General features: G+C 43.1%; 37 protein-coding genes. 31 read left to right on the forward strand and 6 right to left on the reverse strand.

Annotated elements, in window-relative coordinates; all coding sequences use genetic code 11:
* Nucleotides 1-14: 14 nt before the first annotated feature.
* From bcaP to gerQ, 6 genes are all read left to right on the forward strand, one after another.
* Nucleotides 15-1,397 carry a branched-chain amino acid transporter BcaP gene (gene bcaP, locus ACFWMP_RS14885; RefSeq protein ID WP_076283591.1) on the forward strand — a complete coding sequence of 461 codons (1,383 nt, stop codon included), beginning with the start codon at nucleotides 15-17 and terminating at the stop codon, nucleotides 1,395-1,397.
* A 26-nt stretch (nucleotides 1,398-1,423) separates the two neighbouring features.
* Entirely contained in the window at nucleotides 1,424-2,713 is a 1,290-nt protein-coding gene (locus ACFWMP_RS14890) for a WD40/YVTN/BNR-like repeat-containing protein (protein WP_052404314.1), read from the forward strand.
* A gap of 241 nt (nucleotides 2,714-2,954) precedes the next feature.
* Nucleotides 2,955-3,131 carry a hypothetical protein gene (locus ACFWMP_RS14895; protein WP_179085723.1) on the forward strand — a complete coding sequence of 59 codons (177 nt, stop codon included), beginning with the start codon at nucleotides 2,955-2,957 and terminating at the stop codon, nucleotides 3,129-3,131.
* 92 nt (nucleotides 3,132-3,223) lie between these two features.
* On the forward strand, nucleotides 3,224-3,718 hold the full coding sequence (locus tag ACFWMP_RS14900) for a DUF2500 domain-containing protein (protein ID WP_379424073.1): 495 nt from the start codon (nucleotides 3,224-3,226) through the stop codon (nucleotides 3,716-3,718).
* Nucleotides 3,719-3,931: 213 nt separating this feature from the next.
* On the forward strand, nucleotides 3,932-4,363 hold the full coding sequence (locus ACFWMP_RS14905) for a cell wall hydrolase (RefSeq protein ID WP_042188711.1): 432 nt from the start codon (nucleotides 3,932-3,934) through the stop codon (nucleotides 4,361-4,363).
* A 125-nt stretch (nucleotides 4,364-4,488) separates the two neighbouring features.
* On the forward strand, nucleotides 4,489-4,950 hold the full coding sequence (gene gerQ / locus ACFWMP_RS14910) for a spore coat protein GerQ (protein ID WP_076283593.1): 462 nt from the start codon (nucleotides 4,489-4,491) through the stop codon (nucleotides 4,948-4,950).
* Between the two features lie 241 nt (nucleotides 4,951-5,191).
* On the opposite strand, the gene ACFWMP_RS14915 is transcribed toward gerQ, so the two are convergent.
* The 3 genes from ACFWMP_RS14915 to ACFWMP_RS14925 all read right to left on the reverse strand — a co-directional run bounded on the left by ACFWMP_RS14915 (nucleotide 5,192) and on the right by ACFWMP_RS14925 (nucleotide 7,748).
* Nucleotides 5,192-6,430 carry a tyrosine-type recombinase/integrase gene (locus ACFWMP_RS14915; protein ID WP_379424074.1) on the reverse strand — a complete coding sequence of 413 codons (1,239 nt, stop codon included), beginning with the start codon at nucleotides 6,428-6,430 and terminating at the stop codon, nucleotides 5,192-5,194.
* 17 nt (nucleotides 6,431-6,447) lie between these two features.
* Nucleotides 6,448-7,302, reverse strand: coding sequence for an ImmA/IrrE family metallo-endopeptidase (locus tag ACFWMP_RS14920; protein ID WP_379424075.1), 855 nt, complete (start codon nucleotides 7,300-7,302; stop codon nucleotides 6,448-6,450).
* A gap of 80 nt (nucleotides 7,303-7,382) precedes the next feature.
* Nucleotides 7,383-7,748, reverse strand: a complete 366-nt coding sequence (locus ACFWMP_RS14925) for a helix-turn-helix domain-containing protein (RefSeq protein WP_076220787.1) — start codon at nucleotides 7,746-7,748, stop codon at nucleotides 7,383-7,385.
* 160 nt (nucleotides 7,749-7,908) lie between these two features.
* Here ACFWMP_RS14925 and ACFWMP_RS14930 point away from each other — a divergent pair, with 160 nt between their 5' ends.
* The 21 genes from ACFWMP_RS14930 (at nucleotide 7,909) to ACFWMP_RS15030 (ending at nucleotide 19,502) form a co-directional block, all read left to right on the forward strand.
* A complete protein-coding gene (locus ACFWMP_RS14930; RefSeq protein ID WP_076310590.1) occupies nucleotides 7,909-8,121 on the forward strand; it encodes a helix-turn-helix transcriptional regulator in 213 nt (70 codons plus the stop codon).
* A gap of 18 nt (nucleotides 8,122-8,139) precedes the next feature.
* Complete coding sequence (locus ACFWMP_RS14935) at nucleotides 8,140-8,463, forward strand: hypothetical protein (protein ID WP_081383892.1); 324 nt, start codon at nucleotides 8,140-8,142, stop codon at nucleotides 8,461-8,463.
* A 129-nt stretch (nucleotides 8,464-8,592) separates the two neighbouring features.
* Nucleotides 8,593-9,108, forward strand: coding sequence for an XRE family transcriptional regulator (locus ACFWMP_RS14940; RefSeq protein ID WP_379424076.1), 516 nt, complete (start codon nucleotides 8,593-8,595; stop codon nucleotides 9,106-9,108).
* 9 nt (nucleotides 9,109-9,117) lie between these two features.
* On the forward strand, nucleotides 9,118-9,387 hold the full coding sequence (locus ACFWMP_RS14945) for a hypothetical protein (RefSeq protein WP_341145493.1): 270 nt from the start codon (nucleotides 9,118-9,120) through the stop codon (nucleotides 9,385-9,387).
* 52 nt (nucleotides 9,388-9,439) lie between these two features.
* Complete coding sequence (locus ACFWMP_RS14950) at nucleotides 9,440-9,691, forward strand: AbrB/MazE/SpoVT family DNA-binding domain-containing protein (protein WP_060622079.1); 252 nt, start codon at nucleotides 9,440-9,442, stop codon at nucleotides 9,689-9,691.
* A 201-nt stretch (nucleotides 9,692-9,892) separates the two neighbouring features.
* Complete coding sequence (locus ACFWMP_RS14955) at nucleotides 9,893-10,129, forward strand: hypothetical protein (protein ID WP_341145492.1); 237 nt, start codon at nucleotides 9,893-9,895, stop codon at nucleotides 10,127-10,129.
* A gap of 98 nt (nucleotides 10,130-10,227) precedes the next feature.
* The gene (locus ACFWMP_RS14960) at nucleotides 10,228-10,488 is read left to right on the forward strand and encodes a hypothetical protein (RefSeq protein ID WP_340970048.1); all 261 of its coding nucleotides are present in this window, start codon (nucleotides 10,228-10,230) and stop codon (nucleotides 10,486-10,488) included.
* Nucleotides 10,485-12,473 (forward strand): hypothetical protein, encoded by a 1,989-nt coding sequence (locus ACFWMP_RS14965; protein WP_379424077.1) that lies wholly within the window; start codon nucleotides 10,485-10,487, stop codon nucleotides 12,471-12,473. Before ACFWMP_RS14960 ends, ACFWMP_RS14965 begins: the two co-directional genes overlap by 4 nt.
* Nucleotides 12,473-13,507, forward strand: coding sequence for a recombinase family protein (locus ACFWMP_RS14970; RefSeq protein WP_379424078.1), 1,035 nt, complete (start codon nucleotides 12,473-12,475; stop codon nucleotides 13,505-13,507). Before ACFWMP_RS14965 ends, ACFWMP_RS14970 begins: the two co-directional genes overlap by 1 nt.
* A complete protein-coding gene (locus ACFWMP_RS14975; RefSeq protein WP_379424079.1) occupies nucleotides 13,507-14,214 on the forward strand; it encodes an MBL fold metallo-hydrolase in 708 nt (235 codons plus the stop codon). The genes ACFWMP_RS14970 and ACFWMP_RS14975 overlap by 1 nt, the downstream gene beginning before the upstream one ends.
* Nucleotides 14,211-14,396 carry a hypothetical protein gene (locus tag ACFWMP_RS14980; protein WP_379424080.1) on the forward strand — a complete coding sequence of 62 codons (186 nt, stop codon included), beginning with the start codon at nucleotides 14,211-14,213 and terminating at the stop codon, nucleotides 14,394-14,396. Before ACFWMP_RS14975 ends, ACFWMP_RS14980 begins: the two co-directional genes overlap by 4 nt.
* Nucleotides 14,397-14,413: 17 nt before the next feature.
* Nucleotides 14,414-15,439 carry a replication protein gene (locus tag ACFWMP_RS14985; protein ID WP_379424081.1) on the forward strand — a complete coding sequence of 342 codons (1,026 nt, stop codon included), beginning with the start codon at nucleotides 14,414-14,416 and terminating at the stop codon, nucleotides 15,437-15,439.
* Nucleotides 15,405-16,691: a replicative DNA helicase gene (locus ACFWMP_RS14990; protein ID WP_379424082.1), complete on the forward strand. Its 1,287-nt coding sequence runs from the start codon at nucleotides 15,405-15,407 to the stop codon at nucleotides 16,689-16,691. The genes ACFWMP_RS14985 and ACFWMP_RS14990 overlap by 35 nt, the downstream gene beginning before the upstream one ends.
* 12 nt (nucleotides 16,692-16,703) lie before the next feature.
* Complete coding sequence (locus tag ACFWMP_RS14995; protein ID WP_341145484.1) at nucleotides 16,704-16,865, forward strand: DUF6906 family protein; 162 nt, start codon at nucleotides 16,704-16,706, stop codon at nucleotides 16,863-16,865.
* A 26-nt stretch (nucleotides 16,866-16,891) separates the two neighbouring features.
* Complete coding sequence (locus ACFWMP_RS15000) at nucleotides 16,892-17,080, forward strand: hypothetical protein (RefSeq protein ID WP_379424083.1); 189 nt, start codon at nucleotides 16,892-16,894, stop codon at nucleotides 17,078-17,080.
* On the forward strand, nucleotides 17,052-17,249 hold the full coding sequence (locus ACFWMP_RS15005; protein ID WP_379424084.1) for a hypothetical protein: 198 nt from the start codon (nucleotides 17,052-17,054) through the stop codon (nucleotides 17,247-17,249). The genes ACFWMP_RS15000 and ACFWMP_RS15005 overlap by 29 nt, the downstream gene beginning before the upstream one ends.
* Entirely contained in the window at nucleotides 17,200-17,613 is a 414-nt protein-coding gene (locus ACFWMP_RS15010) for a RusA family crossover junction endodeoxyribonuclease (RefSeq protein WP_379424085.1), read from the forward strand. The genes ACFWMP_RS15005 and ACFWMP_RS15010 overlap by 50 nt, the downstream gene beginning before the upstream one ends.
* Before the next feature lie 22 nt (nucleotides 17,614-17,635).
* Entirely contained in the window at nucleotides 17,636-18,460 is an 825-nt protein-coding gene (locus tag ACFWMP_RS15015) for a hypothetical protein (RefSeq protein WP_379424086.1), read from the forward strand.
* 32 nt (nucleotides 18,461-18,492) lie between these two features.
* Complete coding sequence (locus tag ACFWMP_RS15020; protein WP_379424087.1) at nucleotides 18,493-18,675, forward strand: IDEAL domain-containing protein; 183 nt, start codon at nucleotides 18,493-18,495, stop codon at nucleotides 18,673-18,675.
* A 2-nt stretch (nucleotides 18,676-18,677) separates the two neighbouring features.
* Nucleotides 18,678-18,908, forward strand: a complete 231-nt coding sequence (locus ACFWMP_RS15025; RefSeq protein WP_379424088.1) for a hypothetical protein — start codon at nucleotides 18,678-18,680, stop codon at nucleotides 18,906-18,908.
* A gap of 3 nt (nucleotides 18,909-18,911) precedes the next feature.
* Entirely contained in the window at nucleotides 18,912-19,502 is a 591-nt protein-coding gene (locus tag ACFWMP_RS15030; RefSeq protein WP_379424089.1) for an HNH endonuclease signature motif containing protein, read from the forward strand.
* A 124-nt stretch (nucleotides 19,503-19,626) separates the two neighbouring features.
* Here the strand turns inward: ACFWMP_RS15030 and ACFWMP_RS15035 are convergent, their stop codons facing one another.
* Nucleotides 19,627-20,010: a hypothetical protein gene (locus ACFWMP_RS15035; RefSeq protein ID WP_340972134.1), complete on the reverse strand. Its 384-nt coding sequence runs from the start codon at nucleotides 20,008-20,010 to the stop codon at nucleotides 19,627-19,629.
* A gap of 330 nt (nucleotides 20,011-20,340) precedes the next feature.
* Between ACFWMP_RS15035 and ACFWMP_RS15040 the strand changes: the two genes are divergently transcribed.
* Together ACFWMP_RS15040 and ACFWMP_RS15045 are read left to right on the forward strand one after the other, a co-directional pair.
* Nucleotides 20,341-20,670 (forward strand): LexA family protein, encoded by a 330-nt coding sequence (locus ACFWMP_RS15040; RefSeq protein ID WP_379424090.1) that lies wholly within the window; start codon nucleotides 20,341-20,343, stop codon nucleotides 20,668-20,670.
* 91 nt (nucleotides 20,671-20,761) lie between these two features.
* Entirely contained in the window at nucleotides 20,762-21,253 is a 492-nt protein-coding gene (locus ACFWMP_RS15045) for a hypothetical protein (protein WP_379424091.1), read from the forward strand.
* A gap of 174 nt (nucleotides 21,254-21,427) precedes the next feature.
* Here the strand turns inward: ACFWMP_RS15045 and ACFWMP_RS15050 are convergent, their stop codons facing one another.
* On the reverse strand, nucleotides 21,428-21,793 hold the full coding sequence (locus ACFWMP_RS15050; RefSeq protein WP_379424092.1) for a hypothetical protein: 366 nt from the start codon (nucleotides 21,791-21,793) through the stop codon (nucleotides 21,428-21,430).
* A gap of 687 nt (nucleotides 21,794-22,480) precedes the next feature.
* Between ACFWMP_RS15050 and ACFWMP_RS15055 the strand changes: the two genes are divergently transcribed.
* Both ACFWMP_RS15055 and ACFWMP_RS15060 read left to right on the forward strand, forming a co-directional pair.
* A complete protein-coding gene (locus ACFWMP_RS15055) occupies nucleotides 22,481-22,699 on the forward strand; it encodes a hypothetical protein (protein ID WP_379424093.1) in 219 nt (72 codons plus the stop codon).
* Nucleotides 22,700-22,913: 214 nt separating this feature from the next.
* The gene (locus ACFWMP_RS15060; RefSeq protein WP_379424094.1) at nucleotides 22,914-23,336 is read left to right on the forward strand and encodes a hypothetical protein; all 423 of its coding nucleotides are present in this window, start codon (nucleotides 22,914-22,916) and stop codon (nucleotides 23,334-23,336) included.
* Nucleotides 23,337-23,538: 202 nt separating this feature from the next.
* Here the strand turns inward: ACFWMP_RS15060 and ACFWMP_RS15065 are convergent, their stop codons facing one another.
* Complete coding sequence (locus ACFWMP_RS15065; protein ID WP_379424095.1) at nucleotides 23,539-24,234, reverse strand: hypothetical protein; 696 nt, start codon at nucleotides 24,232-24,234, stop codon at nucleotides 23,539-23,541.
* Nucleotides 24,235-24,275 lie beyond the last annotated feature (41 nt).

A 24,275-nucleotide genomic window follows, 5' to 3' on the forward strand; every position in this document is an offset into this window, starting at 1 on the left:
GAGAGAATGTAAGAATGGATTTATTTCGCAAAAAACCGCTAATCGCACCTTCAAACTCGGGTGCAACCAAGTTGAACAAAACACTTGGTGCGCTGGATCTAACCATGTTAGGTGTAGGAGCGATTATTGGTACTGGTATTTTTGTAATGACAGGAGTAGCGGCAGCAGAACACGCTGGTCCTGGCCTTGTCATTTCATTCCTGTTAGCCGCGTTTGCCTGCGTGCTGTCAGCCCTTTGTTATTCAGAGTTTGCATCGACCATCCCGGTCTCCGGAAGTGCCTATGCTTATAGTTATGTAGCTTTTGGAGAATTACTTGCTTGGATTTTGGGCTGGGATCTTGTGTTAGAGTATGGCGTTGCAGCAGCTGCAGTAAGCAGTGGATGGTCAGGCTATTTGCAGGGACTTTTAGAGGGCTTTGGTATCCATATTCCTACAGCACTATCCGGGGCGTATAATGCGGAAGCAGGTACCATTATTAATTTACCAGCAGTAATAATCATTTTACTAATTTCCTATTTACTAACACGGGGAACTAAAGAGACTGCTCGTTTTAATGCGATTATGGTCGTTATCAAAATAGCTGTAGTGCTTTTGTTTATCGTAACTGGATTTTTCTATGTTAAACCAGAGAACTGGACTCCATTTCTACCCTTTGGCTATCAAGGTGTTGTAAACGGTGCGGCAACTGTCTTCTTTGCCTACATAGGTTTTGATGCGTTATCGACTGCTGCAGAAGAAGTAAAACAGCCACAGCGCGATTTGCCTATAGGGATTATTTCATCTCTTGCTATATGTTCTGTATTGTATATCCTAGTTTCACTTGTATTAACAGGTATTATACCTTATACGGATCTCAATGTTAGTGATCCCGTATCTTATGCGCTTCGTGTTGTAAATCAAGATATGATAGCGGGTCTAATCTCTGTTGGAGCTATTGCGGGAATGACCACCGTACTGCTCGTAATGCTGTTCGGTCAAACCCGACTGTTATTCGCAATCTCACGTGATGGTCTTTTACCACGAGGATTGTCTAAGATCAATGCTAAAACACAGACACCTATTCGTAGTACGTGGATGGTTGGGATCATTATAGCTGTATTAACGGGCTTTATTCCTTTGGATCGATTGGCTAACTTAACAAGCATTGGAACACTGTTTGCCTTCTTTGTCGTTTCTTTGGGGGTAATTGCCCTGCGGGTTATTCATCCCAATATGAAAAGAGGGTTCAGAGTACCCTGGGTACCCTTCATTCCATTGCTAAGTGCGGCAACATGCGGATATTTGATGTATAATCTAGGAAGTGAGACATGGATTGGGTTTCTGATTTGGACGAGTCTTGGACTTCTGATCTATTTTCTATACGGCTATCGTAATAGTAAGTTAAATCATAAATAAGATTCCAATTGAGAGGAGAGAGGGCATTGACATCTAGAACCGCTGGATTGAAAACTCTAAGAATGTTTATGATGCTATTTTTTTTAGCGTGGATAGTCTCAGCATGTTCTTCACCACCACCGGAGCCTTCTCCACAGCCACAGCCTACAGAAGCACCGGAAGAAGGACAGACGATTACTCTGATTACACCACCAAATAACAATACTAACAAAGAGAGTGGCCCGAAATATCAGGTTCAAACTCGAATTACGGGTTTTCATCTGCTTAGTGAGACAGAGGGCATGGTATGGGGTGTAACAAAAAATGAACTTCGTTTGTACGTTACCCATAATAACGGGGCGACCTGGGCTAATATTTCTCCTGCACCCAATGTGCAGTTCCTGTCCACACCTGTCTATGGAAAAGGCATCTTTTTTACTGACTCTAACCATGGTTGGATTATAAGAAGTGCTTTTGGTACGACAGAGAATATAGTGCTACGAACCACTGATGGAGGGAAAAGCTGGAAAATCTCTTCATTAGGTGATGATAATAATGTATCTTCCGTTTATTTCAATTCACCAACACAGGGATGGTTAATGACCTCTGCGAACGCTACTCCTAATAAGGAAAGCAAGGCGATTTATTCAACGTCAGACGGTGGGGCCACATGGGAAGAAGTGATGCAGAATGAACAGTATAATCCGAACCTTCCCAATCATTCGATCCCGTTCACAGGTGTAAGTACTGGAATGATCTTCAAGAGTCGTGTAGAAGGATTTGTGACTTTGCAGACCGGTGCCCTTCCTAAGATCTTTATAACTAAGGACGGTGGTCAGAGTTGGAATCCAGGACAGTCTTTTCTGGTAAATGAACAACTGGAAAGCTGTGACAGAGTCATTACTGGCAAACCAGAGTTCTTCGATGCTAGTAAGACTAATGGTTGGATGTCTGTGGGCTGCCAAAATGATAAAGATAAGACGATTACTTACCACGGTTACTTTACCGCTAATGGTGGAGATAACTGGAAATTCACACCGTTTGAATTAAAGAGTCCAACCGGAGGGAATCATCAGAGCGCTCCGACGTTTCTGAATTCGCAAGTTGGTTGGGCCATTATTGGTGATACTCTTTACCATACCGCTAACCAAGGGAAAACTTGGCTCCCTCTAAAGGAGAGCAGTGTTCTGCAGTCTAAGCTTGAGGAATATCCTGAGACGATTAAGATGCAGTTTATTTCCACAGAGGTGGGATGGCTTTTACTTGAGAAAAAAGAACAAAAACGCTCGCTCCTCTTGCAAACTACAAATGGTGGGATTAGTTGGCGTGTGATGTAAAGTGAAGTGAAGCTGTTTCAAAAGTAGAGGATAATACTTTTGAAACAGCTTTTTTTGAATAAGAATGAACTTCTAAATCATTATGTTTTTGATTGATTGAATATAAGGAAAAAACTTAATTAAAATTTTCTTTATAGATGTGAAAAAAATCACATGACATTTAAATGATCGTGTGATATATTTAACACATAGAACAAGTTCAAATTTTCACAAACTTAACTTTCGAATAGGAGAGATTACAATGAAAACTTTTGAAACAGATTATATGACAAGAAACCTGCTGCAACTTTGCTACAACTGTGATGACGCTCACCTGTGTGAAACGGAAGAACAATGCAGAGCATGCTGGGCAGACAATGGTATGTTAGATGTTGAGACTGACGAAACGAAGCAATTGCTAGACCTCGTTCATGCTTAATCTGATCACTCAAAATTATGATTAAAGACCACTCGATTTCTTGATTTCTAAGAAAACGAAGTGGTCTTTTTGCATGAAGTCTCACTAATTTAATGCTTTCTGGACTAGAAGAGGCATATACATGTACAGAAGAAGTGCCTGAAGTTAAGTTAAGGGTTGAATTAATGGGTATGAAGGGGGAAAATGTCATGGGAATGGGCCCGGATCTTTCATGGATGTTTGATTTCTCTGGAACAGTGATGCCAATATTTCTCATTGTAATGGTTGGTATTCTTGCAGTATCAGCAGGCAGGGGTTTGCTTCAATGGAGCCGGAACAATAGCTCACCCATGCTAACCATCCCTGCCCGTATCGTCAGCAAGCGGAGTGAAATAAGACAGCAGCAGGTTCAAGAAGATAATGGTTCAAGTCGTACGAGTACAACCTACTACTTAACGTACGAATTGAATGGGGGCAGTCGAATTGAATTTAAAGTAGATGGCCATGAATATGGAATGAGTGCAGAAGGCGATAAAGGCATGCTTACCTATCAAGGAACCAGATATCACGGATTTGAGCGACAACCACAATACTCCACAGCGGAGTAGTCATTAGCTATACATTCATTCTTAAACCATTCTTCTGTTCCATTCAACGGAGCAGAGAGAATGGTTTTTATTTGCGGACTATTAAGAACCTAACGGAAAGCAAATGGCTTTAAAATTAGGTTGGAACTGTCACCTCTTGGGCTAATGCACATACAATACACCATGCAGTTAAGAACGAGGTTGTTTACGAAGCAACCCCAAGGAGGAGACAGCGTGGCCGTCATCAAAACGAACTCGGAAGATGTGAAGGTGCTAGCGCGGTTGATGAGAGCGGAAGCTGAGGAAGATGGAGATCTCGGTATGCTTATGGTCGGCAATGTTGGTGTCAACCGGATTCTTGGCAATTGCCTTGATTTTTTGAACATTCGTAATGTGAATGACATGGTCTATCAAAGTCCAGGAGGATTCGAAGCCCCGCAGAAAAGCTACTTCTATCAACGAGCAAGAGAAGCAGACATTCGTCTTGCTAAACGTGCAATTGCAGGTGAAAGAACATGGCCAGCGACCAATGCTTTATGGTTCTTCCGTCCTGTAGGAGATTGCCCTCCAACCTGGTATAACCAACAAAACACAGGCCGCTTTAAAGCTCATTGCTTCTTTACTCCGACTGGAGAAGATTGTCCGTCTGTATTTATTGGTAATTAACAGGGTAACTGTGTTAAAGAGAATTACTCATTATTATGAGTAATTCTCTCAGTAAGCTAGTGCAAAGGTTCTTTTGTGTCCAAAGGGAGCAACTGCTCCGATAAACATTTAGGAGGTTTCATTAAATGATCGTTCAACCATACCGTCCCGTCACTTATACTATTGGTAGTGTTTCTTCTTCAGGTATGCAAATGCCAATGTCTACAGGAATGCAAGGGATGCAAGGCATGGGTAGCATGCCGCCACAAGTTAGCAGTGGAAGTCCAATGACACCAGGAGGGGTTGTAGTTCAAAACCCACCTCAACAGTTTGAACAATCGTATATCGAAAATATTTTCAGACTGAATTTAGGCAAAGTAGGTACATTTTATTTTACTTACGAAAATAACAAAGAGTGGAATGCCAAAGTTTACAAGGGTGTGCTGGAAGCTGCGGGTCGTGACCACATTATTATTAGTGACCCAGTAACTGGTCAACGTACTGTATTACTTATGATTTATTTTGATTATGCTACATTTGATGAGCCCCTTACTTACCAGTACCCTGGAGTGATCGGCAATCCTCCAACAACAAGAAACTGTCGCTAATCAAGTCCTTATATTTCTGGATGAACCCCAACACTTAACGGTGAGGGGGTTTTCTTTATATATACTGATACTTTGGAATAATAAGGGGAATAAAGACCCATTTTTTTTCGAAAGGACACGCATGCTTGCGGTTTGCCCCAATATATTAATATAATAAATTGTATAAGACTCAAAAAACCTTGATATATCAGTGTTTACAAGGGATTTTGAGTCTTTTTTTTATCTTGAAATCACAGAAAAATCACATTTCCGGCAGATCCTTGGGAGTTAATATGTTTTGGAAGTGGATTTTTAGTTTGTCACTACTGCTCTGCATCATTCGTTCTGTCACATGGGTATAAATCTTGAGTGTGGTTTTTGCATCATCGTGACCTACACGCTTCATAATCGTTTTGAGATCAATCTGAGAGCCAGAGGCTATACTTGCTTCGATTAGCATCGTGATGTGCGTGTGTCGAAATATATGAGGAGTTGCGTGCTTCTTGATGCTTGTTAATTTCATTAGACGAGCCATACGATTAACTAACTTCCAGTTTGTAAATGGTGTTCCGTTGTTATTGGTCAAAATAAACTGAGTCTCTACAAAATCATCGTGGAGCTCCTTGTATCTTTTATGTCGAGCGTACTGTTTTACCTTTAACCGCTTAAACATCTCAACGATGAAATCATCCACATCAAAGGTGCGGACGGATCCGGTAGTCTTTGGAGGTGTTAATTGGTACGCGCCACTTCCACCCTGTGGAAAGTGAAGTGTTTTATAAATATGAACGTCATGAGTTTCGAAGTTGAAATCAGGCCACTCTAAAGCACAAAATTCTCCTGGTCGCACTCCGCTAAACAGCAAAAAATAAAACGTCTCTAGATCATCACCTAAACCGTGATTTTGTAGTACTTCCAGAAATTCTTCAATTTCACTTCTTTCCAGAAATTTTTCTTCCAGTGCATTGTTTTTAGCTTCTAAAACTGTCCGTTGTTTTTTAGGCATTTTTATGTTTTGACAAGGGTTATCAATGCGTAAATTTTCTTTGATGATCCATTTGAATATTAAATTTGCTGTTGAGTGATAACGATAGATGGAGTTTATCTCATATCCTTCTGAAAACAAATTGTTGAGCATTTTTTGATGTTGGTTATGTGTTATTTTATCGATATTAGCGCCACCATAATATTTGTTCAGTAAATTAATGTCGGACACATGAGCTTCCACAGTTTTTCCTTTAACTCCGCTAGTAATAATATAATCTTGTAGCCATTCTTGAGCAGCCTCATTGAATTTCATTTTTTTGGCTCGCTTTGTATCGGTTCCACCCTTCATACGATCCACAACTGCCTGAGCTGCGGCGATGGCTTCCTTCTGTGTATCACGTACCCTCGGTACCTGTTGGCGCTTGCCTGTGACCGGATCAGGAGGACCCTCCATGACACACTTCCACTTGTAGCCTTGTTTGTTCTTTGCAGGTACTTTAAATACACTGGCCATGAGTAGGTCCTCCTAAATTAAAAATTAATAGCATCTTCTAAAGCTTCTATGGTTAGAAACAATTTGTTTGCGTTTTGTCCATGTCGAGAAGCAATTCGCTCCATGTCGATCATTACGTATCCAGAACGGCTCGGAGGGATTAATAGATCACTTGAACGAACAACAGCGCTATTCCGATTAGAGTTTGGATGGACATCCACGCTTTTAAAGGTTCCATTAACCTCGATGTAGAGTGGCTGATCCCACTTAAAACCTCCACGTTGTTCAATGATAAGCGTGTGGGGTCTAGATAAATCGTCAAGCCCGTAAACACCTCGTATGATTGGCTCAGGAGTTGTCGTGTATGGTAAAGTGTTTTCCTTGGACACAGCAGTATATGTAAAAGCCGTCATGAATTCAGCGCTAGCAATACGCTCGCGAATCTGTTTCAGACGCAACAGTGCGAATTCTGGAGGAACCTGAAATACGGTTGCAACTATACCTGCCGCTTCTTCTTCGAAAGCAGGGAGCTGTAATTTTTCAAGCATGAAAAAGGGGATGGCTGCGTAAAGACTGAATCGTTCGGCATCAGCTTCTTGCATTTGCTGGAAAAGCTCCGAAATCTGACGCTGATCCCCAACATGGCGGAGCACGTGTCCAAGCTCGTGGAAAAATGTTTTATGCTGTACATCACGTTCATCCTGTTGGTTGATAACAATTACACATAATTCATTATCAGAAAACGATTTAACGCTTTTGAAATGCACCTCCACATTAAAGGCTTCAGAAATTCGTTCTATAGTCAAATCGTTTGGCACCAATATAGCCCTGGAGAGGTAGTGATTTTCAATAGTTTGTTCCAACGGGGTTTTGAAGTATTTGGATAAGTTCATGTTAAATCCTCCAATTAGCGTACATATGTTCTATTTTGTATGTAAAAGAAAAGCCATTGCTGGCTATGTGGAAAACCTCTTTATTTCTGCTCTTTATTTGCTTTATCTAAAGCTCTTTGTCGTGCCTCTCTGATTTCCTTTATAAAATCATCAGCCGCTTTAAATTCCTCTTCTGTCCAGTCATTTGGCCCACCGTAGAAAGTAAGGTTGCTCTCAGGCTTCTTGCGTATATTTGATCTTCCACTTAAGAAATCAGTGTCACAATCAAATGTGTCAGCTATTTTATTCAATGTATCTACTGGTGGTAATTTTGTTCCATTTTCATAAGCAGTGTAGGTTACCCTAGCAACACCAATAAGATCTGCAACAAATTCTTGAGTCCATTTTTGATCCTGTTTCTTTAAGGCCTCTCGTTCACCTTTTATTCGTTTCCCTACTATTTCCATGTACACAACCCCAACTATACAAGATAAGACTATTATAATGTTCCTAAAAGAAACTTGATATAAATGTTCTTAAAAGAAACTTTTATGTTTGACATGTTTCTTAAAGTAACATATAATCAAGCTATAAAGTTACTTAAAGGAACAATGGAGGTGATGCTGGATGAGGAGTTGGTTGAAAGAACTTCGTGAGACATTAGGTAAAACTCATGAGCAGGTAGCTGATGAAGCAGGTATATCGCGGAGTTACTATACAAATATTGAAGTCGGTACTAAAACTCCTGCTGTTCCCGCTGCAAAAGCTATTGCTAGTGTTCTTAAATTTCCATGGGAAAATTTTTTTGAAGACGAAAGTTCCTTAAAGGAACATATTTGAATCAAGGAGGTGATCTTAATGTCCATAGTTGTGATGGACAGCGATGACTTAGAACGGTTGCTTGAAAAAGTTGTATCTCGAGCAATTGAAGTTTACGCAGTACAAGTCCCGACTTCACTACCACCAGTGCTTAGCATTAAGCAGTTCATGGAACTTCTGGACATTAGCAGACCAACAGCCACTGAGGTTATGAAACGTCCAGACTTTCCAGTGAATCGTGAGTTTGGTAATCCACGGATACCGTCAGCTTTATTACTTCGGTGGATCGATGAACACACCGAGTGGATCGATAATAACGCTGGTGAAGATTTCAAAGCTAAACGCAGACATGCAATCGGATAAAGAAAACCCGCCGAGCTTTATCGGCAGCGGCGGGCAGGGATTGCGGTAAGGGGAATCGCTTAACAACATCATACATCAGGCCTCTGTCCGATAGCATCCCATAAAACGGACAAAGGAGTTGAAATCTAGTTGGCAATCGGACAATTTGGAGCCGCACTACAAGACGTCTTGAAACGTACCGGTGATAACCGGCATATTGCTGGAAAAGTAGCTAATGTCGATGCTTCTCAAATCGGGAAAATCGTTAAAGGAACACGTAAAGCTTCTAGGCCAGTCATGAAGGCAGCGGTTGAGCACTACGATGATGGACAGCTTTTCTTGGCAGCAGTAGCAGATGTTTCTGGGGGAGCCTTCTCACCTTGGCTGGATAATGTGGATCTGCATAGAGCAAGCGTCCTAATAAAAACCGTCGAGGAGATGAGGGAAGTACTTGTGGCATCGGGACAAGCACCAATCAGCAAAACTAATGAACAAATAACGGATGAAGAGCGACATCAAATAAAACGACTGCTTATGGAAACGGTGGAAGCTATCACGGCCCTGACTCATCTGGCTGCAGTGCTATGTAAAGAGTATTCCTTTAGTTGGTTGGGAACTTGGAAGGAGCATCGAGCTGAGCTAAAAGTTAAAAAATATTTGAAATGAGGGAGCGCTTTGGAAAGAGAACAATTGGTTGCTGAGGCAAGAAAAGCGGGTAAGCATGCAGCTCATAACCTGCAGATGATCCGGAAGAATCCGGATGTGATTCTACCAGGAAGGATTGAGGATGTTGAAGACTATCTGAATAATATGATCCGCATCGCTGAAGTAGAAATGAAAAATGACCGCCTGGCAGGGCAGTCACTTGGTTTGAAATCTCGGTTAGAGAATCTCTTGATGTCCATTCTAAACCCGAAGCGTGAAAAGCACAAGGTTACCCTTTGAGATTCAAATGCATTAATAAACTCTAAAAAATAATCTTACGGAGGCTAATAATATGAAATCAACTGGAATTGTACGTAAATTGGACGAGCTTGGACGGATCGTTATCCCTATTGAATTACGTCGCACTATGAATTTGGAGATCAAAGACCCTGTAGAGATCTTCGTTGACGACGACAAGATCATCTTCCGCAAGTATGCGCCTGGCTGTGCGATCACTGGTAGCCAGGAAGATTTGGTACCGTTTGAAGGGAAACTGTACAGCCGTTCAGTTATTCAAAAAATGGCAGCAGCAGCAAAGATTTAAGAAGGACGGGCACGGGCTTCGGCCCCTGTCTTGGGATGTCGGACCTTAGAAATAACCTTTCCTCCGTCCGGGATTCCAAGATGCGGCTGACGCATCCAAGGTGGTGGCGGATCACATAGGTCAAGGGAGCTGAAAAGGCCGTCTTTATTGGTGCAGTTACTCCCTCGCTCACCTTGCAAATACATAGAAAGGAGGCAGCTTATGCAAATCATTCAAAAGTTAACAGTGGTTAGTAATCCTACACGAGTATTTGAAGTTGGAACCGAGATTGATAGCCATGAAGTAATTGAGATTAAACAGGTTGGTTCTGAGTATGAGGACCATGTTCATTCTGAGTATGTCGTTCTGGACGAAGATGGCCACATGATAGCCAGTGTCGAGAACGCTCCTGTAATCGTGGATTACAAGGAAATTGCTGAACACGACAACGAAAAATAGCCCACTGGCATGGGCTATCTCAGTTCATTGAAAATCAAATTTTCTTGCCCCCACTATATCATGCTGGGGGCGCACTACACAAGAGGGGGAGTTCATCCATGCGTGGAACGCATACATTTCTCTTACATGAGGGAATCGTTGACTTCATCATCGATGCGGAGACCTACTTTAATCCTCCGGTTCTAAATATCCAGCAAGGCGGGGAATCCATTCAGCATCATTTTAGCAATGAGCAATTGGCTGAGCTGGAATACAAAATCCGGACTTATTTGGATGGTATCCGCTATCCAGAAACACCTGATCAACAATTACTGCTGCACGATGAATGCATTGCAGCCATCGAGGAGGGAATCGCTTGAAACGTATCGTTTTGGAGCGCCTAACGCTCCGTAATTTCAAAGGTATTAAAGAACTTGTCCTCGCCGCTAATGGCGGGGATGCTGATGTCTATGGTGACAATGCTACTGGGAAGACCACTATGTTCGACGGCTTTGTCTGGCTCTTGTTCGGTAAGGACAGCCAGAACAAGGCTGACTTCGAGATTAAAGGTTTGGATGGAGTGGGAAAGGTTCTTCAGCACAAGTTGGAGCACGAGGTGGAGGGAGTTTTCTTGATCGATGGCCGCCGTCGTACTTTCCGCCGAGTATTTACTGAAAAGTGGACTAAGAAACGTGGTTCCGCGACGGATGCGTTCGAAGGACATGAAACGAATTACTTCATTGATGGTGTTCCTGTGAAAAAAGGAGAGTACACCACTGAAGTTGATTCCATCATCAAAGAGGATTTATTCAAACTATTGACTTCACCTTCTTACTTCAATGAACAGCTAAAGAAAGAAGAGCGCCGAAAGACGTTACTGGAGGTATGCGGTGATCTTACGGACGCCGAGGTCATTCACGGTAACAAGGAACTTGCTTCATTACCAGGTATCCTGGGAGATCGCGACCTTGAGTCACATAAAAAGGTTATTTCTTCCCGATGCGCTGTGATTAACAAGGAGATCAAGGAACTGCCGGTGCGGATCAGTGAAGTGCAGCGCCAAATGCCGGATGTTGCGGAGCTGGATGAAGAGCTCCTCAAGGAAGATATCGCAATGCTTCGCCGCCGGGTTGAATCCAGCGAGGCAGAATTGTCCCGCATCCTTTCTGGCGGGGAAGTGGCAGTTCAGGAGAAGCGGCTTCGTGAAATTGAAGGCGAGCTTATCGATATCAAGAGTCGGATGCAGTCCAATGTGTTGGATAAGTTGGCTCTCAAACGTGATGAAGTGAACCGGATGCATAACGAGCTGGATAAGTACCGCCGTACAGTAGAGGACAAAGAGCAACGTATCAAGCAGAATGAGCGCTTAGTTTCTGATCGTCGGCAAGAAGCAGATCGCTTGAGAACAGAATTTGCTGAGCTGAAGAGTCTTACCTTCGAACATCCTGAAGGTCATGATGCAAATTGCCCAGCCTGCGGTCAGTCACTCCCAGAAGACCAAATTAAGGCAGCCCACGACAAAGCAGAGGCTGAATTTAATCGTCGGCTAGCAGAGCGTAAGGAGCGTATCAATAATTCCGGTAAAGCAGCGGTGGCAGAAGCTCAGAAATTCGAGGAGGAAATCATTCGGCTACGGGAAGAAATTGAAGGTTTAACCAGTACCCTGAAAACCTTGCAGGCTGAGGTCACATCCGCTGATGATCAGCTAACCGTCCTTCGAGCAGGTGTAAAAGATCCTGCCTCAGATCCGGAATATGCGAGCAAGCAGGCTGAAGCTACTCAAGTTAAACAGCAGATTGAAGTATTGAGAACTTCAGGTGAGGATGCTGCTGCAATAGCTCGTTCCGAAATTCTCCGGCAACGTGCTGAGATCGAAGAAATGGAACGCGATCTAGTCAAATTCGATAGTGTCCGCCGGGCGCAAATGCGGGTGATGGAGCTAGAGAAACAAGAGCGGGAACTTGCATCAGAGTACGAACGCCTGCAGCATGAATTGTTCCTCTGCGAGGAGTTCACTAAGACCAAGGTCAGCATGCTGGATACCAAGATCAACAGCAAATTCAAGCTCGCACGGTTTCGACTATTTGAGGATCAAATCAACGGCGGGATCAAGGAAGTCTGCGACACGCTTTATAGAGGTGTTCCTTATGATGGTGGGCTCAACAATGCGGCTCGTATCAATGTCGGTTTGGACATCATCAATACGCTAGGTGAACATTACGGATTCTCGGCTCCGATCTTCGTAGATAATGCCGAGGCAGTGACGAGGTTGATTGATACAGATGCCCAGGTCATTCGGCTGGTAGTTAGCGAGAAGGATAAGAAGCTTCGCATAGAAACGGCAGCTATACAGGAGGCGATTTAATGAGTACCTCTGATCAAACAAAGCAACATATGACACCTGCAGAGATTGAAAAGAAAGAACCGACACAATCAGAACGCTTTATGACCAAAGTCATTTCTGAGTTTGGTTCCAGCGTTGGAGAAGTAGCCCTTACCAACTTTCAGAAACGTCTCGCTCAGAATTACTTTGTCGCTCTGGATGCCATTCTTAAGACAACTGAAGAAAAGCGGTTGAAGAAGTCTGAGAAGTTTCGTGATGCTGTGCCGGTAACTTGGCAACATGTAAACATGGAGAAGCTTGCTCGTGATGTGGTGGCTATGGCAAGGGTTGGATTTGACCCTTCGCAGCCTAACCACATCAACCCAATACCTTATAAGAACAAACATTCCGGAAAATACGATATCACCTTTATCGAAGGGTACCGAGGCATTGAACTGAAAGCTACTAAATATGGTCTAGACGTTCCGGATCATGTGACCGTTGAACTGGTTTACTCAACCGATAAGTTCAGACCGATCAAGAAGGATTCAAAGAACCAGTATGAAGGCTATGAGTTCGAGATCGTCAATGCCTTTGACCGTGGAAATATCATTGGGGGCTTTTATTATCATAGTTTTTCCAAGATCCCGGAAAAAAACAAACTTGTCGTCATGACAAAAAAAGATATCGAAAAGAGAAAGCCTGATCATGCTTCTGCAGAATTCTGGGGCGGAGAAAAGGACAAATGGGAAAATAACAAAAAGGTTGGCACGGAAACAGTTGAAGGCTGGTATGACAAGATGGCCTGGAAGACTATTTACCGCGCCGCCTATGGCGACATAACTATCGACTCCCAAAAGATCGATGATGATTATCTTCGTTTAAAACAGATGGAGAGTGATTTTGCAGAGGCTGAGGTTGACGAGGAGATTCGGGCGAATGCGAACGGATCGATTATCGATATCACTCCTACTGATCCACCAGGCAATAAGCCAGATAGTCAGCCGGAAGAATCTAAAGACAGCGCAAATTTCTCTGGTGATGTTCCTTCGATGGAACAAGAACTGGATTTCTAATGATTGACATCCAATGTCTCGGCTCTAGCAGCGCCGGTAACGCCTATCGCATATCTGACGGGCATACCGTGCTTCTGCTGGAAGCCGGTTTTCCTTATAAGTCGATACAGCGGGCGCTTAATTTTAGAATGTCTGACATTGCAGGTTGCCTTATTACTCATGAGCACCTAGATCATAGCAAGGCTGCTCCTGACATTATGAGAGCAGGTATAAACATTTACACCAGCGCAGGTACGGCAACTGCTAGAGGGTTGTCAGGACATCGTCTGAAGGTCATAAAGGCGTTGGAGCAGTTCACAATTGATACTTGGACAATTCTACCGTTTGATATTCAGCATGATGTGGAAGAGCCGCTAGGCTTCCTGCTAGCCAATACAGAGGGAGATAAACTAGTCTTCCTGACTGATACCTACTATTGCCGGCATCGCTTCAAAGAACTTACTCACATCATGGTGGAGTGCAATTATTCCTTAGATATCGTTAACAAGCGGGTGGCTGCGGGTCAATTGCATCCTGCTCAAAAGAAACGACTGCTTCGTTCTCACTTCGGATTGGAAAATGTGAAAGAATTCTTGAAAGCCAATGATACCCGTAATGTTGAGGAGATTTGGCTACTGCATCTATCTGATGGTAACAGTGACGCCGAACGCTTCAAACGAGAGATTCAGGAGACTACCGGAGCTCTTGTTAGGGTGGCAGATCGATGATCAACGATAAACCTATGATGCAGAGCATGATGGGGGAGCGGATCTGGAAGCTGATGAAGGTAGATCAAGAGGAGTTTAAACGGGAAACTCGAGAATACTTCACTCGAGCTTGTCCAGGCTGGACGGTGAAGCGGGTGAAATATCCGATTATTTATCTTCAAGATGATAGACCCGGCCATTAAATAAGGAGGCGGTGCCGGTGGATTCCAACGTGAACCCCCAACCCACGGATGCCCATATACGAATCAACCACGAAATTCATAGAGAGCTGATCCGGCGGAAGTTCACTCAGCGACAGCGCGACATCATTGATTTCATTTTAACGTTGAGCTGGGGATGCGGGAAGCCATCGGCGATTATACCGCAGCTGAAGCATTTTGAATTATGTGGTATTCGTAAAAATCATATTCGAGCTGAACTCATAGCTTTGTGTGAAAAAAAGGTGATTCTATGGGAGAAAAGTTTGAATATTTTCCAAATTAACAAGCACTATGACCAGTGGAGTGTTGATCCTATAGAGAGTTTTGATCTCAAAAAAATGAAAGAATTAATCAACTTAAATATCGAAAATCATTCACCAAATCTCACAAAAATGGTTCCTAAAAAGGGAACTCAGTTCCCAAATAAGGAACCGAAAATTGGTTCCCAAAAAGGGAACTCAGTTACACATTCGGGAACCGAGTTCCTAAAAAGGGAACTTTGCGGTTCCCAAAAAAGGAACTTTCCGGTTCCCAATTCGGGAACCGTGAGGCGCCACTATCCCAGTCATATCAAGGCTTTCAGCGTCTCTAAAGAAAGTATTAAAGCAATTATTAAAAGAAGCAGTAGTAATAAGCGTATTTTATCTGAAATAGATACAGAGCCAAAAACCGTCAACAGCAGCCCTAATTATTCCTTCGGATACCTGTACCAAGCCTATGAAAAAAACTTCACGGAAGATGGTAAGGTTACTCCTTTTGAAACTGAAGAATTTGGAGTACTCTTCGATGATTATGGCGGAGAGTGGATGCTGAAGGCAATGAGGGAGGCCAGCAGGCATAAGGTCTTGACCCTTGCTTATGTCGGGGGGATTTTAAAGGGTTACCGAAAACGTGGAGGACCTGAGGCTGTGACTAGTGGGGGACGTGATTCGCCTGCAATTACAACCATTCCTGAAAATGATCCGATCATGGACCGGATACGAAAGGCAGATGAACAACGACTTGCTCAATACGGAACTGCTTGAAATTGAAATCTTAGGTTCTTTTTTCCTTGATCCGTCCCTTGTTTCCGAAGTTGCAATGTCCATCCAACCCTCTGTATTCACTCAGCCTTGGCATCGTAATTTGATCAAGATGATTCAAGAGCTTCACCGACAGGGGAAGGAATTGTCCTTTACCACTTTCGCAACAATGTTTGGGAAGCACCTCGAAAGAGTAGGTGGATTTGATTATCTGACAAAATTAACCCATTCGGCTGTAACTGCTGGACGAATTGAGAACAATGTTCGTGAACTAATCGAAGCGGATGCGCGCAGAAAAGCAATGGCGCTAGTTGAAGAGTATAAAGACAAATTTTCTGATTTTTCCGCCGGAAGCTTCGAGAACATTCTCGATGAGTTTGAACAGCGTTCGTTGGATATTCGACCAAAGGCGCTTCAGCAGGACACCAGGATGGATGACATCATCGATTGGTACGAGGAATTGGTTCTTAAAACTCAAGATCCAGGTCGTGCTCTTGGCATAATGACAGGTTGGGATGCTATTGATCGCCTGACTCTTGGCTTCCAGCGCACAAATCTGATCGTAGTAGGTGCTAGGACGAGTATCGGTAAATCGGCATTTGCTAATGAAATCGAGCTCAGAGTGACCAAACGAGGGTTTAAGGTGGCGAGCTTTTCACTCGAAATGTCCAAAGGACAGAAGTACAACCGGGCTCTATCGAATTTATCAGGAATATCAATGCAGGCGATTCGTTCAGGTAATTTGACCCCAGGTCACTTGGAGATGATTTCTCGACACATGGATTTGGTTCGACGGATTCACATCGATGACAGCCGTGGCGTGACAGCAGATTATATCTGTTCGGAGATGCGTCGGTTAAAGAGACAGGAAGGTCTGGATTTAGTAATCGTGGATTACCTGCAGGAAGTTCTTGAGGAAGCTGCGGCAAATGACAACAGTGGATCTGGTCTTCACCGGGTCTGTCAGAAGCTTCGTAAGGCAGCAAAGGATTGTGACTGTGTGATGGTTGGATTATCCCAAGTCAAACAAGAAGTGGATACACGGCAGAACAAGAGGCCGTTCATCTCCGACTTGTCTGGAAGTGCAGCGATAAGCGCGGTGGCTGATGACATTATCATGTTGTATCGGGATGAGTACTACAACCAAGATACACCTGATCCGGGAATCATGGAGGTTAATCTGGCCAAGCAGCGGAACGGTCCAACAGGAATGGTAAAACTCAATTTCAAGAAAGAGACACAGCAGATTGCATAAGGAGGCAACGGCATGAAGCAGGGGAAGCGGCCAACGAAGAAACAGAAAATCATGATTGCAGCAGCGAAGGGTCTGGTGCTGGAGAATTGGTTGGTGGAACGGGAAACGCCGACACAGCTTGTGTTGATTCATCGAAAATCTGGCAAACCGAAGACGATCAGTAAGGGGGCCTAATGATGGGTAGGAGGAATTACTGGCACGTGTATAACCAGATGCGTCGTCATTATCTAGATACAGGAGTTACCCAGCAACGAGCGGATCTGTTAGCTGAATTTTCTGAGATGGATCCAGCAGAAGTGGATGAGGGTATTGCTGAGTTCGAGCTAGCGATTGGTATCCGAATGAGGGGAGTAGATCTTAATGGTTGCAAAGAAGCGCAAGCCAATTGATCCGTTCTTCCAGCAACAAAACTACTTCGCGGTTATGGATGAAACGGGAGCAATGGCAGGTATGGTATATGTGCTTGATACAGCGATGATGCCGGTTAAGCATCGAGGAGGGAAACGCAATGATTCAGTTTACGGTTTACGGAGAACCGGTCGCCCAGGGCAGGCCTAAATTTAGCACTGCCGGTGGATTTCCGAGAGCCTATGATCCCGCCAAATCAAGAGATTATAAGGATTATGTCCGTTTGGCTGCCAGTGAGTATGCGCCAGCAGCGCTGTTGGAAGGACCTCTCGGAATTGCGGTTACTGCCTTCCGCTCTACACCTAAGAGTTTTAGTCAGAAAAAAGCAGCGGCTGCAGAGCGTGGTAATATTCTTCCAGTGACAAAGCCTGATGCGGACAACTATCTGAAGGGTGTTAAGGATGCGCTGAAGGGCATCATCTGGAAGGACGATAGCCAGGTTGTGGACGCATTCGTAAGGAAACGGTACAGCGCACGACCACGCATTGAAGTGAAGATCAAGCAACTCCAATAAAAATCGAAGGGGAATGATTCGAATGATGAAGGATTATGCAAAATTCAGTGCAACTATTGCTAAAGGAATTAAAGTTGGAGATGCCGACGTTGAAGTTAAATTGCTTGTGCCACTGAAGGTTATGCAAGAAAATTTCTTGTTCCTCAGCAGCAATCAAGGGGAAAAGATCAATGTCTTCATGGGAGATCCGCAGGCTGCTTTTGATTTCGATGAAGAGGACGGAGATATATACCGGGAAGTCACTGGCCGTCGTGTCACAACTGATGCTTCCGGTATCGTGATGAGCACAGAGAAGCTTGGTGAAGAAGATCCGAACCAAGCTAACCTTTTTGAACAGCAAGAGGGTGTTTCGGAAGGAGAACAGAAGACTGATGATTTTGAGATTGTTGAATCGGAAACGGGAGAAGACGCTGTTGGTACACAATCAGATGATGGCCAGCATGAAGACGGTTCTGATCTACAGACAGATGGTGCTGACCTTGAACCGGATTGGCTGAATGAAGGAACTGGAACAGACGACCAAGATAACGAGTGTGATCCTAATGAATCAGGGGAACAAGTCGAGAAAGGTGAAAGCTCTGATCTTGGTGAAGCTGCTGCAGATGAGACAAGTAAGGAAGAACTGGACGCTTTTATCCTTGCTGAACGCCCGATTTTTCCTGAAGTCGAATATGATGGACAGCCAATCCCGTTCCCTGTTCTTCTGGAGAAACGCATCAAGGAAGATAAGACATGGCGCGAAATTGCTAATGAAAATGGCATGACCAGTGGGCAACTATCGACCAGATGGACGGCATATCGCAAGCTGGCAGCAAAGAAAATGAAGAATGGCGGAGGAGCAGCGTAAGCTGCTTTTCTCTTACTTAGGGAGGTGCAACCTTGATTTTTGCGGTTTATGCACTGGCAATTGATAAATATATCGAAGTGGTTTGGGAAACGGCAGTACGGAAACATCAAATTGCAGAGCTTCGGACACTGATCGATCAAGCACTGGATGAGCGAGATAAAGAGGTCTTCTATAAATATTCGACGGAGTTAAATAGATTAAAAAAGGGAGGATGAATATGCGGAATACATTGGGGGATTTGAATAATCATTTGTTTGCTCAATTAGAGCGGCTAAGTGACGAGGAATTAACCGGAGAAAAATTGGCGGATGAGATCGGCAGAGCAAAGGCTGTAACAAATGTAGCTTCTCAAATTATTGCAAATGGTTCCCTTGTGCTAGATGCAATAAAGCTTTCTGATGACAGGATTAATGCTAATACGGCTATCCCCAAGATGCTGGAGGGATAATCAATGTTCCGATACAGTTTGGAGCACAAGGAATTTATCAGCACCAACATTCATGGACGATATGTTCTGGAATTGACTTCAATGTTTAATGAGAAGTTCGACGTGGAAATCCAGCCTTCGCAAATGAGAGCCTTCATCAAAAATAACGGGTTGAAGAGCGGAATCGATGCCAGGATCAAAGCAGGTAACGTTCCACCCAATAAGGGAAAGAAGAAGTTATGGACCGGCGGCGAGGATACTCAATTCAAGAAGGGCCATAAGCCGCATAATTATGTTCCTGTAGGCTCTGAGAGGGTTAACGGGGATGATTATGTAGACATAAAGATTGCTGATCCGAATATGTGGCGCGGGAAGCATCTAATCGTTTGGGAGCAGCACTGCGGCCGCTCGGTTCCGAAGGGGCATGCAGTCATTTTCGGGGATGGAGATAGGCGGAACTTCGATCCGGATAACTTGATCATGGTTTCCCGCGGGCAGCTGGCCATCATGAATAAAAGAGGACTTATCCAAAAGGATGCGGAGCTCACCCGGAGCGGTATTATTTTGGCTGACATTATTAAGAAAATCGGTGAAAGAAAGCGAAGCAAACGTTAACCGGAAGGAGAGCATTTTGGATGGTTAAAGGTGCTGAACTTATTGAAATGCACCTGCAGTAAGACTGGAATTGGGAGGGACATGAAAGTCAGCCTCATTAAGATGAATGAGGCCGATCAAACCATTACCCATACACTGTTGCAGTAGCGTTAATAGGACCACCTACAATAAATTCATTAGCTGTATCCGCGTAACCGAATACTTGGATAACATGGTGGCCTGGAGTTACATTCGACACTATCGTTGAAAAAGTAATCTGTTGGGATTCGTTCACGGCCTCAATCATCGTTTGTCCCGTAAGCACACCATCAAGGTAGACTTCAAAAGTTGCAACAACTGAATTAGTGGGTGGATCGGAACCAATACACGAAAGAATGTTTAGAACGTTTATTGGTGTTGCTACGAATATACCAAATTCGAGTAATAACCCCGGTACGGTAGTAAGAGAGATTCCAGTGTCGTCCAAATTCGTAAGCAGCGAACTATTAAAGTTGATAACACTAAGCATTTCTGTTCCTCCTTCTTTTTGTTATATAAAATAATATGTTTGGATATGAAAAAAAGAGTGGTTAAAACGGAAAAGAAAAATATCAAAACGCAACCTAGGTTGAAGTAGAGAGCTTTTGGCGAGGTCCGGGTGACCCTGAGAAAAAGGGAAGGGGGAGAAGACAGATATACAGCGCAGATAAGTGTATGGAATGCGGAAAACCCATCGAATATGAGCCTGAATACTGTTGCGATGGACGGGAGTGCGGATGCAGGGGCTTGCCTATTGAACCACCATTATGTAATACCTGCTGGGATAAGTTGTTAATAAATAAGGGAGAAGGAGGGAGTTATGACAATCAGAGCATTAACGAATCGTCAGACAGAGACACTTGAACTTATAAAGGGATTCATCAATCAAAGAGGTTATGCACCTTCAGTTACTGAGATGGCGGCTCTCCTGAAGATAAAGTCGCGCTCTACTGCGCATTCATTAGTAAAGCAATTAGTAGATAAAGGGTACTTAGTGAAGACAGATAATGAAGTCCGGACGTTACGAGTGGTTGGGCAGATAATTAGCGATTCGCAACAGTCACAGGAAGACTTAAGGGAGCAAAATTGGAGGTTACAGCTGGAGAATGTGGAGTTGCGGAAGAGGCTTAAGCAGTTTGAAAAATACTAAGACATACAAAGACCCCCATATCCTTGGCCGGGGCGGGGGTCCTTTAGTTAAGCCATCCTCTTGACATTATAGCATAAAGGGGAGTAGGGGGATGGCGATGGCATGGGGACAAGGTGAGCTTTTTCCAACGGCTAATGAAATGGAGATCCAGCGCACAAAATTCCTGCTTGGTAAATATACAAAGATGATTGCTTTGATGCAGGATTTTGAAAAATACGAAGAGGATCTCAAGCAAGTAGCAATCGACGGGGAAGCAGCTCGTCAGATCGACCAGGACGATCTGCATGCGGATAAAACAGCCAATGCCACGATCCTGATCGAGAAGCAACGGTGGGTATATCAGCAGTATCAGTTTTATACCCAGCAACTGCGGAGATCTTGGGCGCTCATCCAAGATGACGACGAGAAGAAGGCGATCGATTATAGGTACATTCAGGGGTATTCATACAAAGAGACGCTACTTTTTTTCAGGCGCAGCCTGAGCGACAGCACCATCCGTCGTAAGATTTTTGATGGAACTGAAAGCATGGCCAATACGCTGAAATTGATGGGTTTTTTTGAACAGGATAATGCTGAATTTTGATAAGAGGCAATAAAGGATGCCCCATATTTGCTCGGCATCCTTTATTGCATGTGGATATACTAACTTAACGCCCTTTTAATTAACCGCGATTGTGGGCTCGAACTGAGTGCTTGTACTCGGCGAAACTTGAATATTAACCATGAAAAACTTCCTTCGTAATAGAGTTTTCGGTACTTATGGGTTCAGCTGAGCTATGAAAGTAAGTTCGGATTTGAGCACTCTTTGATGAGGGATGACGTTGCCTGACGAATCCGTTCCGAATACCGTAATAATCGTGTCTGCGGGTGCATTTCCAGTTACGAGAAATTGGACTTCATAAGCTGAATTGCCTGCGATATTAAAACTGAGAGTCTGGTTGGTGTTAGCATTAATATTCAATGAGCTGGAGTAGACTAAAGCCTTACCAACAAAGGTATTCCATACGTAAATGTGATAGACTACGTTAGATGAAAAACTAAGGTTGTCATTGTCGATGTTAATGATCACGTTGGATGCTGGGGTAGTCCCTGTATTCGTAATAATACCTGTTGTGTTTGCCATGAGCTTCACCCTCTTTTATTGGTTTGCTATAAGTATATGAATTGAGGTTCATTGTGTTTGGACAAGGTAATCAGATAAATCGTGGAAATTGGAAACATGAGAGGTCTTATTGGAGGGGGAATAAATATAAAATTTGAGCATGATCTGAAGGTAACTTGATTCTAAATTGAACACCAATTGACGATTTTTCCGTGCTACTATGAGATTGTAGAAATCAGGCGAGAGTGACACGCACGGCCGTATTTACGGCACTTAACCGGGGCGTACATCCTCTCGCTTTTCCTATTTAGAATAGTGATCTACTATTATCCCGCCGATCCATCCTATTGAAACAACAATAACTATACGGATCAATGCTTTCTTCATCACTTCTCGCAATGTTTTTGATTCCTCCTCAGATTCTTTTTAACAGTATAATCCACTGATTGGCAGGTGGATATGAAAGAGTAAGAGATTTTAAGGATTCGAGAGTCCGTGCACCAGGAATGGTCAGAAATCGTTTCTAGTCCTTTTGACTCTCGTTTAATGAGCTCAGTAAAATGGTCTTGTCCTCCTTTGTAACAAAGTCCGTAAAGATTTTAAGCAAAGAGCGTAGCGCATTTGCTGCGGGTGCGAAGCCGACGCCGTCTTTTTAATTGCAGGAATTTAATTCCTTTTGGCGAAGAAATGAGTCAGGAGGGAGATTTGATGGATATATTATCAGGCGTAAACATATGGGAGACAGCAGGTCCGCTGATTGTAACGATTATCATTTTGCTTGTTGTAGGAGTAATTCTTGCGATAATTGTTAATCGAATGGAAAGAGGTATGTTAAAGAATATCCTTGTTTCAATAATACCGTTATTCTTAGTCATCTTCGTATTAGGAGCAATTACATATTTAAGTGGGATATGGGGAAGTCGCTGAAATCTAGCGACTTTTTTTATTTTTCCGAAAGGAGCTGTAGTAGCTATGAAGAAGAATCGAACTCAGCATAAAGACCCACCCAAGCAGCCGAAAAAGTGCAAAGGGTGTATATGGGGGCGTTGGGAGCAATCAGCACAGTTTTGTGGCAGGCCGGTTTGTCAGAAGGGAAAAAGTTCCTGAACGTCGAAATATGATGTCGAAGGGAGGAATTCAAATGTACGCATTAAAATTAATACGAGATATAAAAAAATTGACTTTGGAGAATTATGACGTACTCGAAAAACCCATTTATGGAGATTATCCCGGAATAAAAGCAGTGGTATTTATGAGTAGGACTCTTTCTTCGCATGCAATTAACGGTGGAGCTGGAGATAGAGACTTGGATCAAACTATTGCGATTAAAGACGGGGAATGGATTAAAATGGAGTTCGAAGCAGAAATAAGCGGAATCGGAGCGCCATTCAAATTAACAAAAGAGCGTGAGGATGTACTTAGCGATGAAGATGTAGAGGCTTATTTGAATGCTTCTGATACCCCTATCGGAGAGGTAGTGCAATTTTTCAAAAAATATACAGAGTTAATAAAACAATTTGAAAATAACATTCCGAAAATCGACGTCTTTTATGGGAAAATTTAAGAGCACCCTCGGGTGCTTTTTTCATGCCTATATATGGCCTTCTGTGAGCCGTTTTCAGGCCCCGAATACAGAGATATATGTTTGTGTGGTGAAGAACGGAAAAGAGTAGGGCGTGCCGATTCTCTTCGTCTTCTGCTGAATTTTCGTATACCCGAAGATAAAAAACCAACTCAACACAAATAATAGTTGAGTTAGTATTAATTCATGGATAAAATGCCAGTTTTAGTTCACTGGCTGTACGTTGTCTCAAATAATTTTCTTTACACCAACAATTGGAGCATTTTCTCATTCTTTTCTTGACGTTTTTAAGAATGTAATCATTTTCGGCGATAACCTCAGCTAAAGCTTCAGAAGCCTTCTTTTTTAAAATCACATCTCCTATTCTTACACCAGGGTTGTCAAGAATTATTTCTTCAAGGTAGGGTTCAAACAAAAGAGGAGATGAAGTATTTCTTAATGTAATCATTTGTCTATATGAGGTATCTGTATAACCTTCGTTAACCTCTTGGGTTGATTGGAAGTATCTTTCTTCCTCTTTAGAGTTTTCATCCCAATAAATTGGATTAGTAGTAGTCACCCAGAGAGGGGGTAATCCTTCTTGAGAAAGTATTTCAACATCAAATTTGAAGAGTACAGGTCCATAATGATTTTGCCTGTTGAATAGGCTATGTAAATCTGAGCTATCTAAGAATATGTCGTACCATACATTAAATTGTTTATCTAATTCATCCGAGCTTTGTGGAGTTTGAAGGTATTCAGCATCTTCCATTGCACCTCTGGAAAAGAGCCCTCCTGCTTTGATAAAGGAAGATGCTGTTTGAACAGTATTAGCGTGATACAAATGTGTAATCCCTTTTTCTTTTAAAATCTCCATTATTTCTATTGGATCTAGTTCCATAGAAGCACCCCCTGTGACATTTTACTAGAATTTAGGTGATT

The organism is Paenibacillus sp. NPDC058367, from assembly GCF_042723305.1.
GTDB lineage: Bacteria > Bacillota > Bacilli > Paenibacillales > Paenibacillaceae > Paenibacillus_AQ.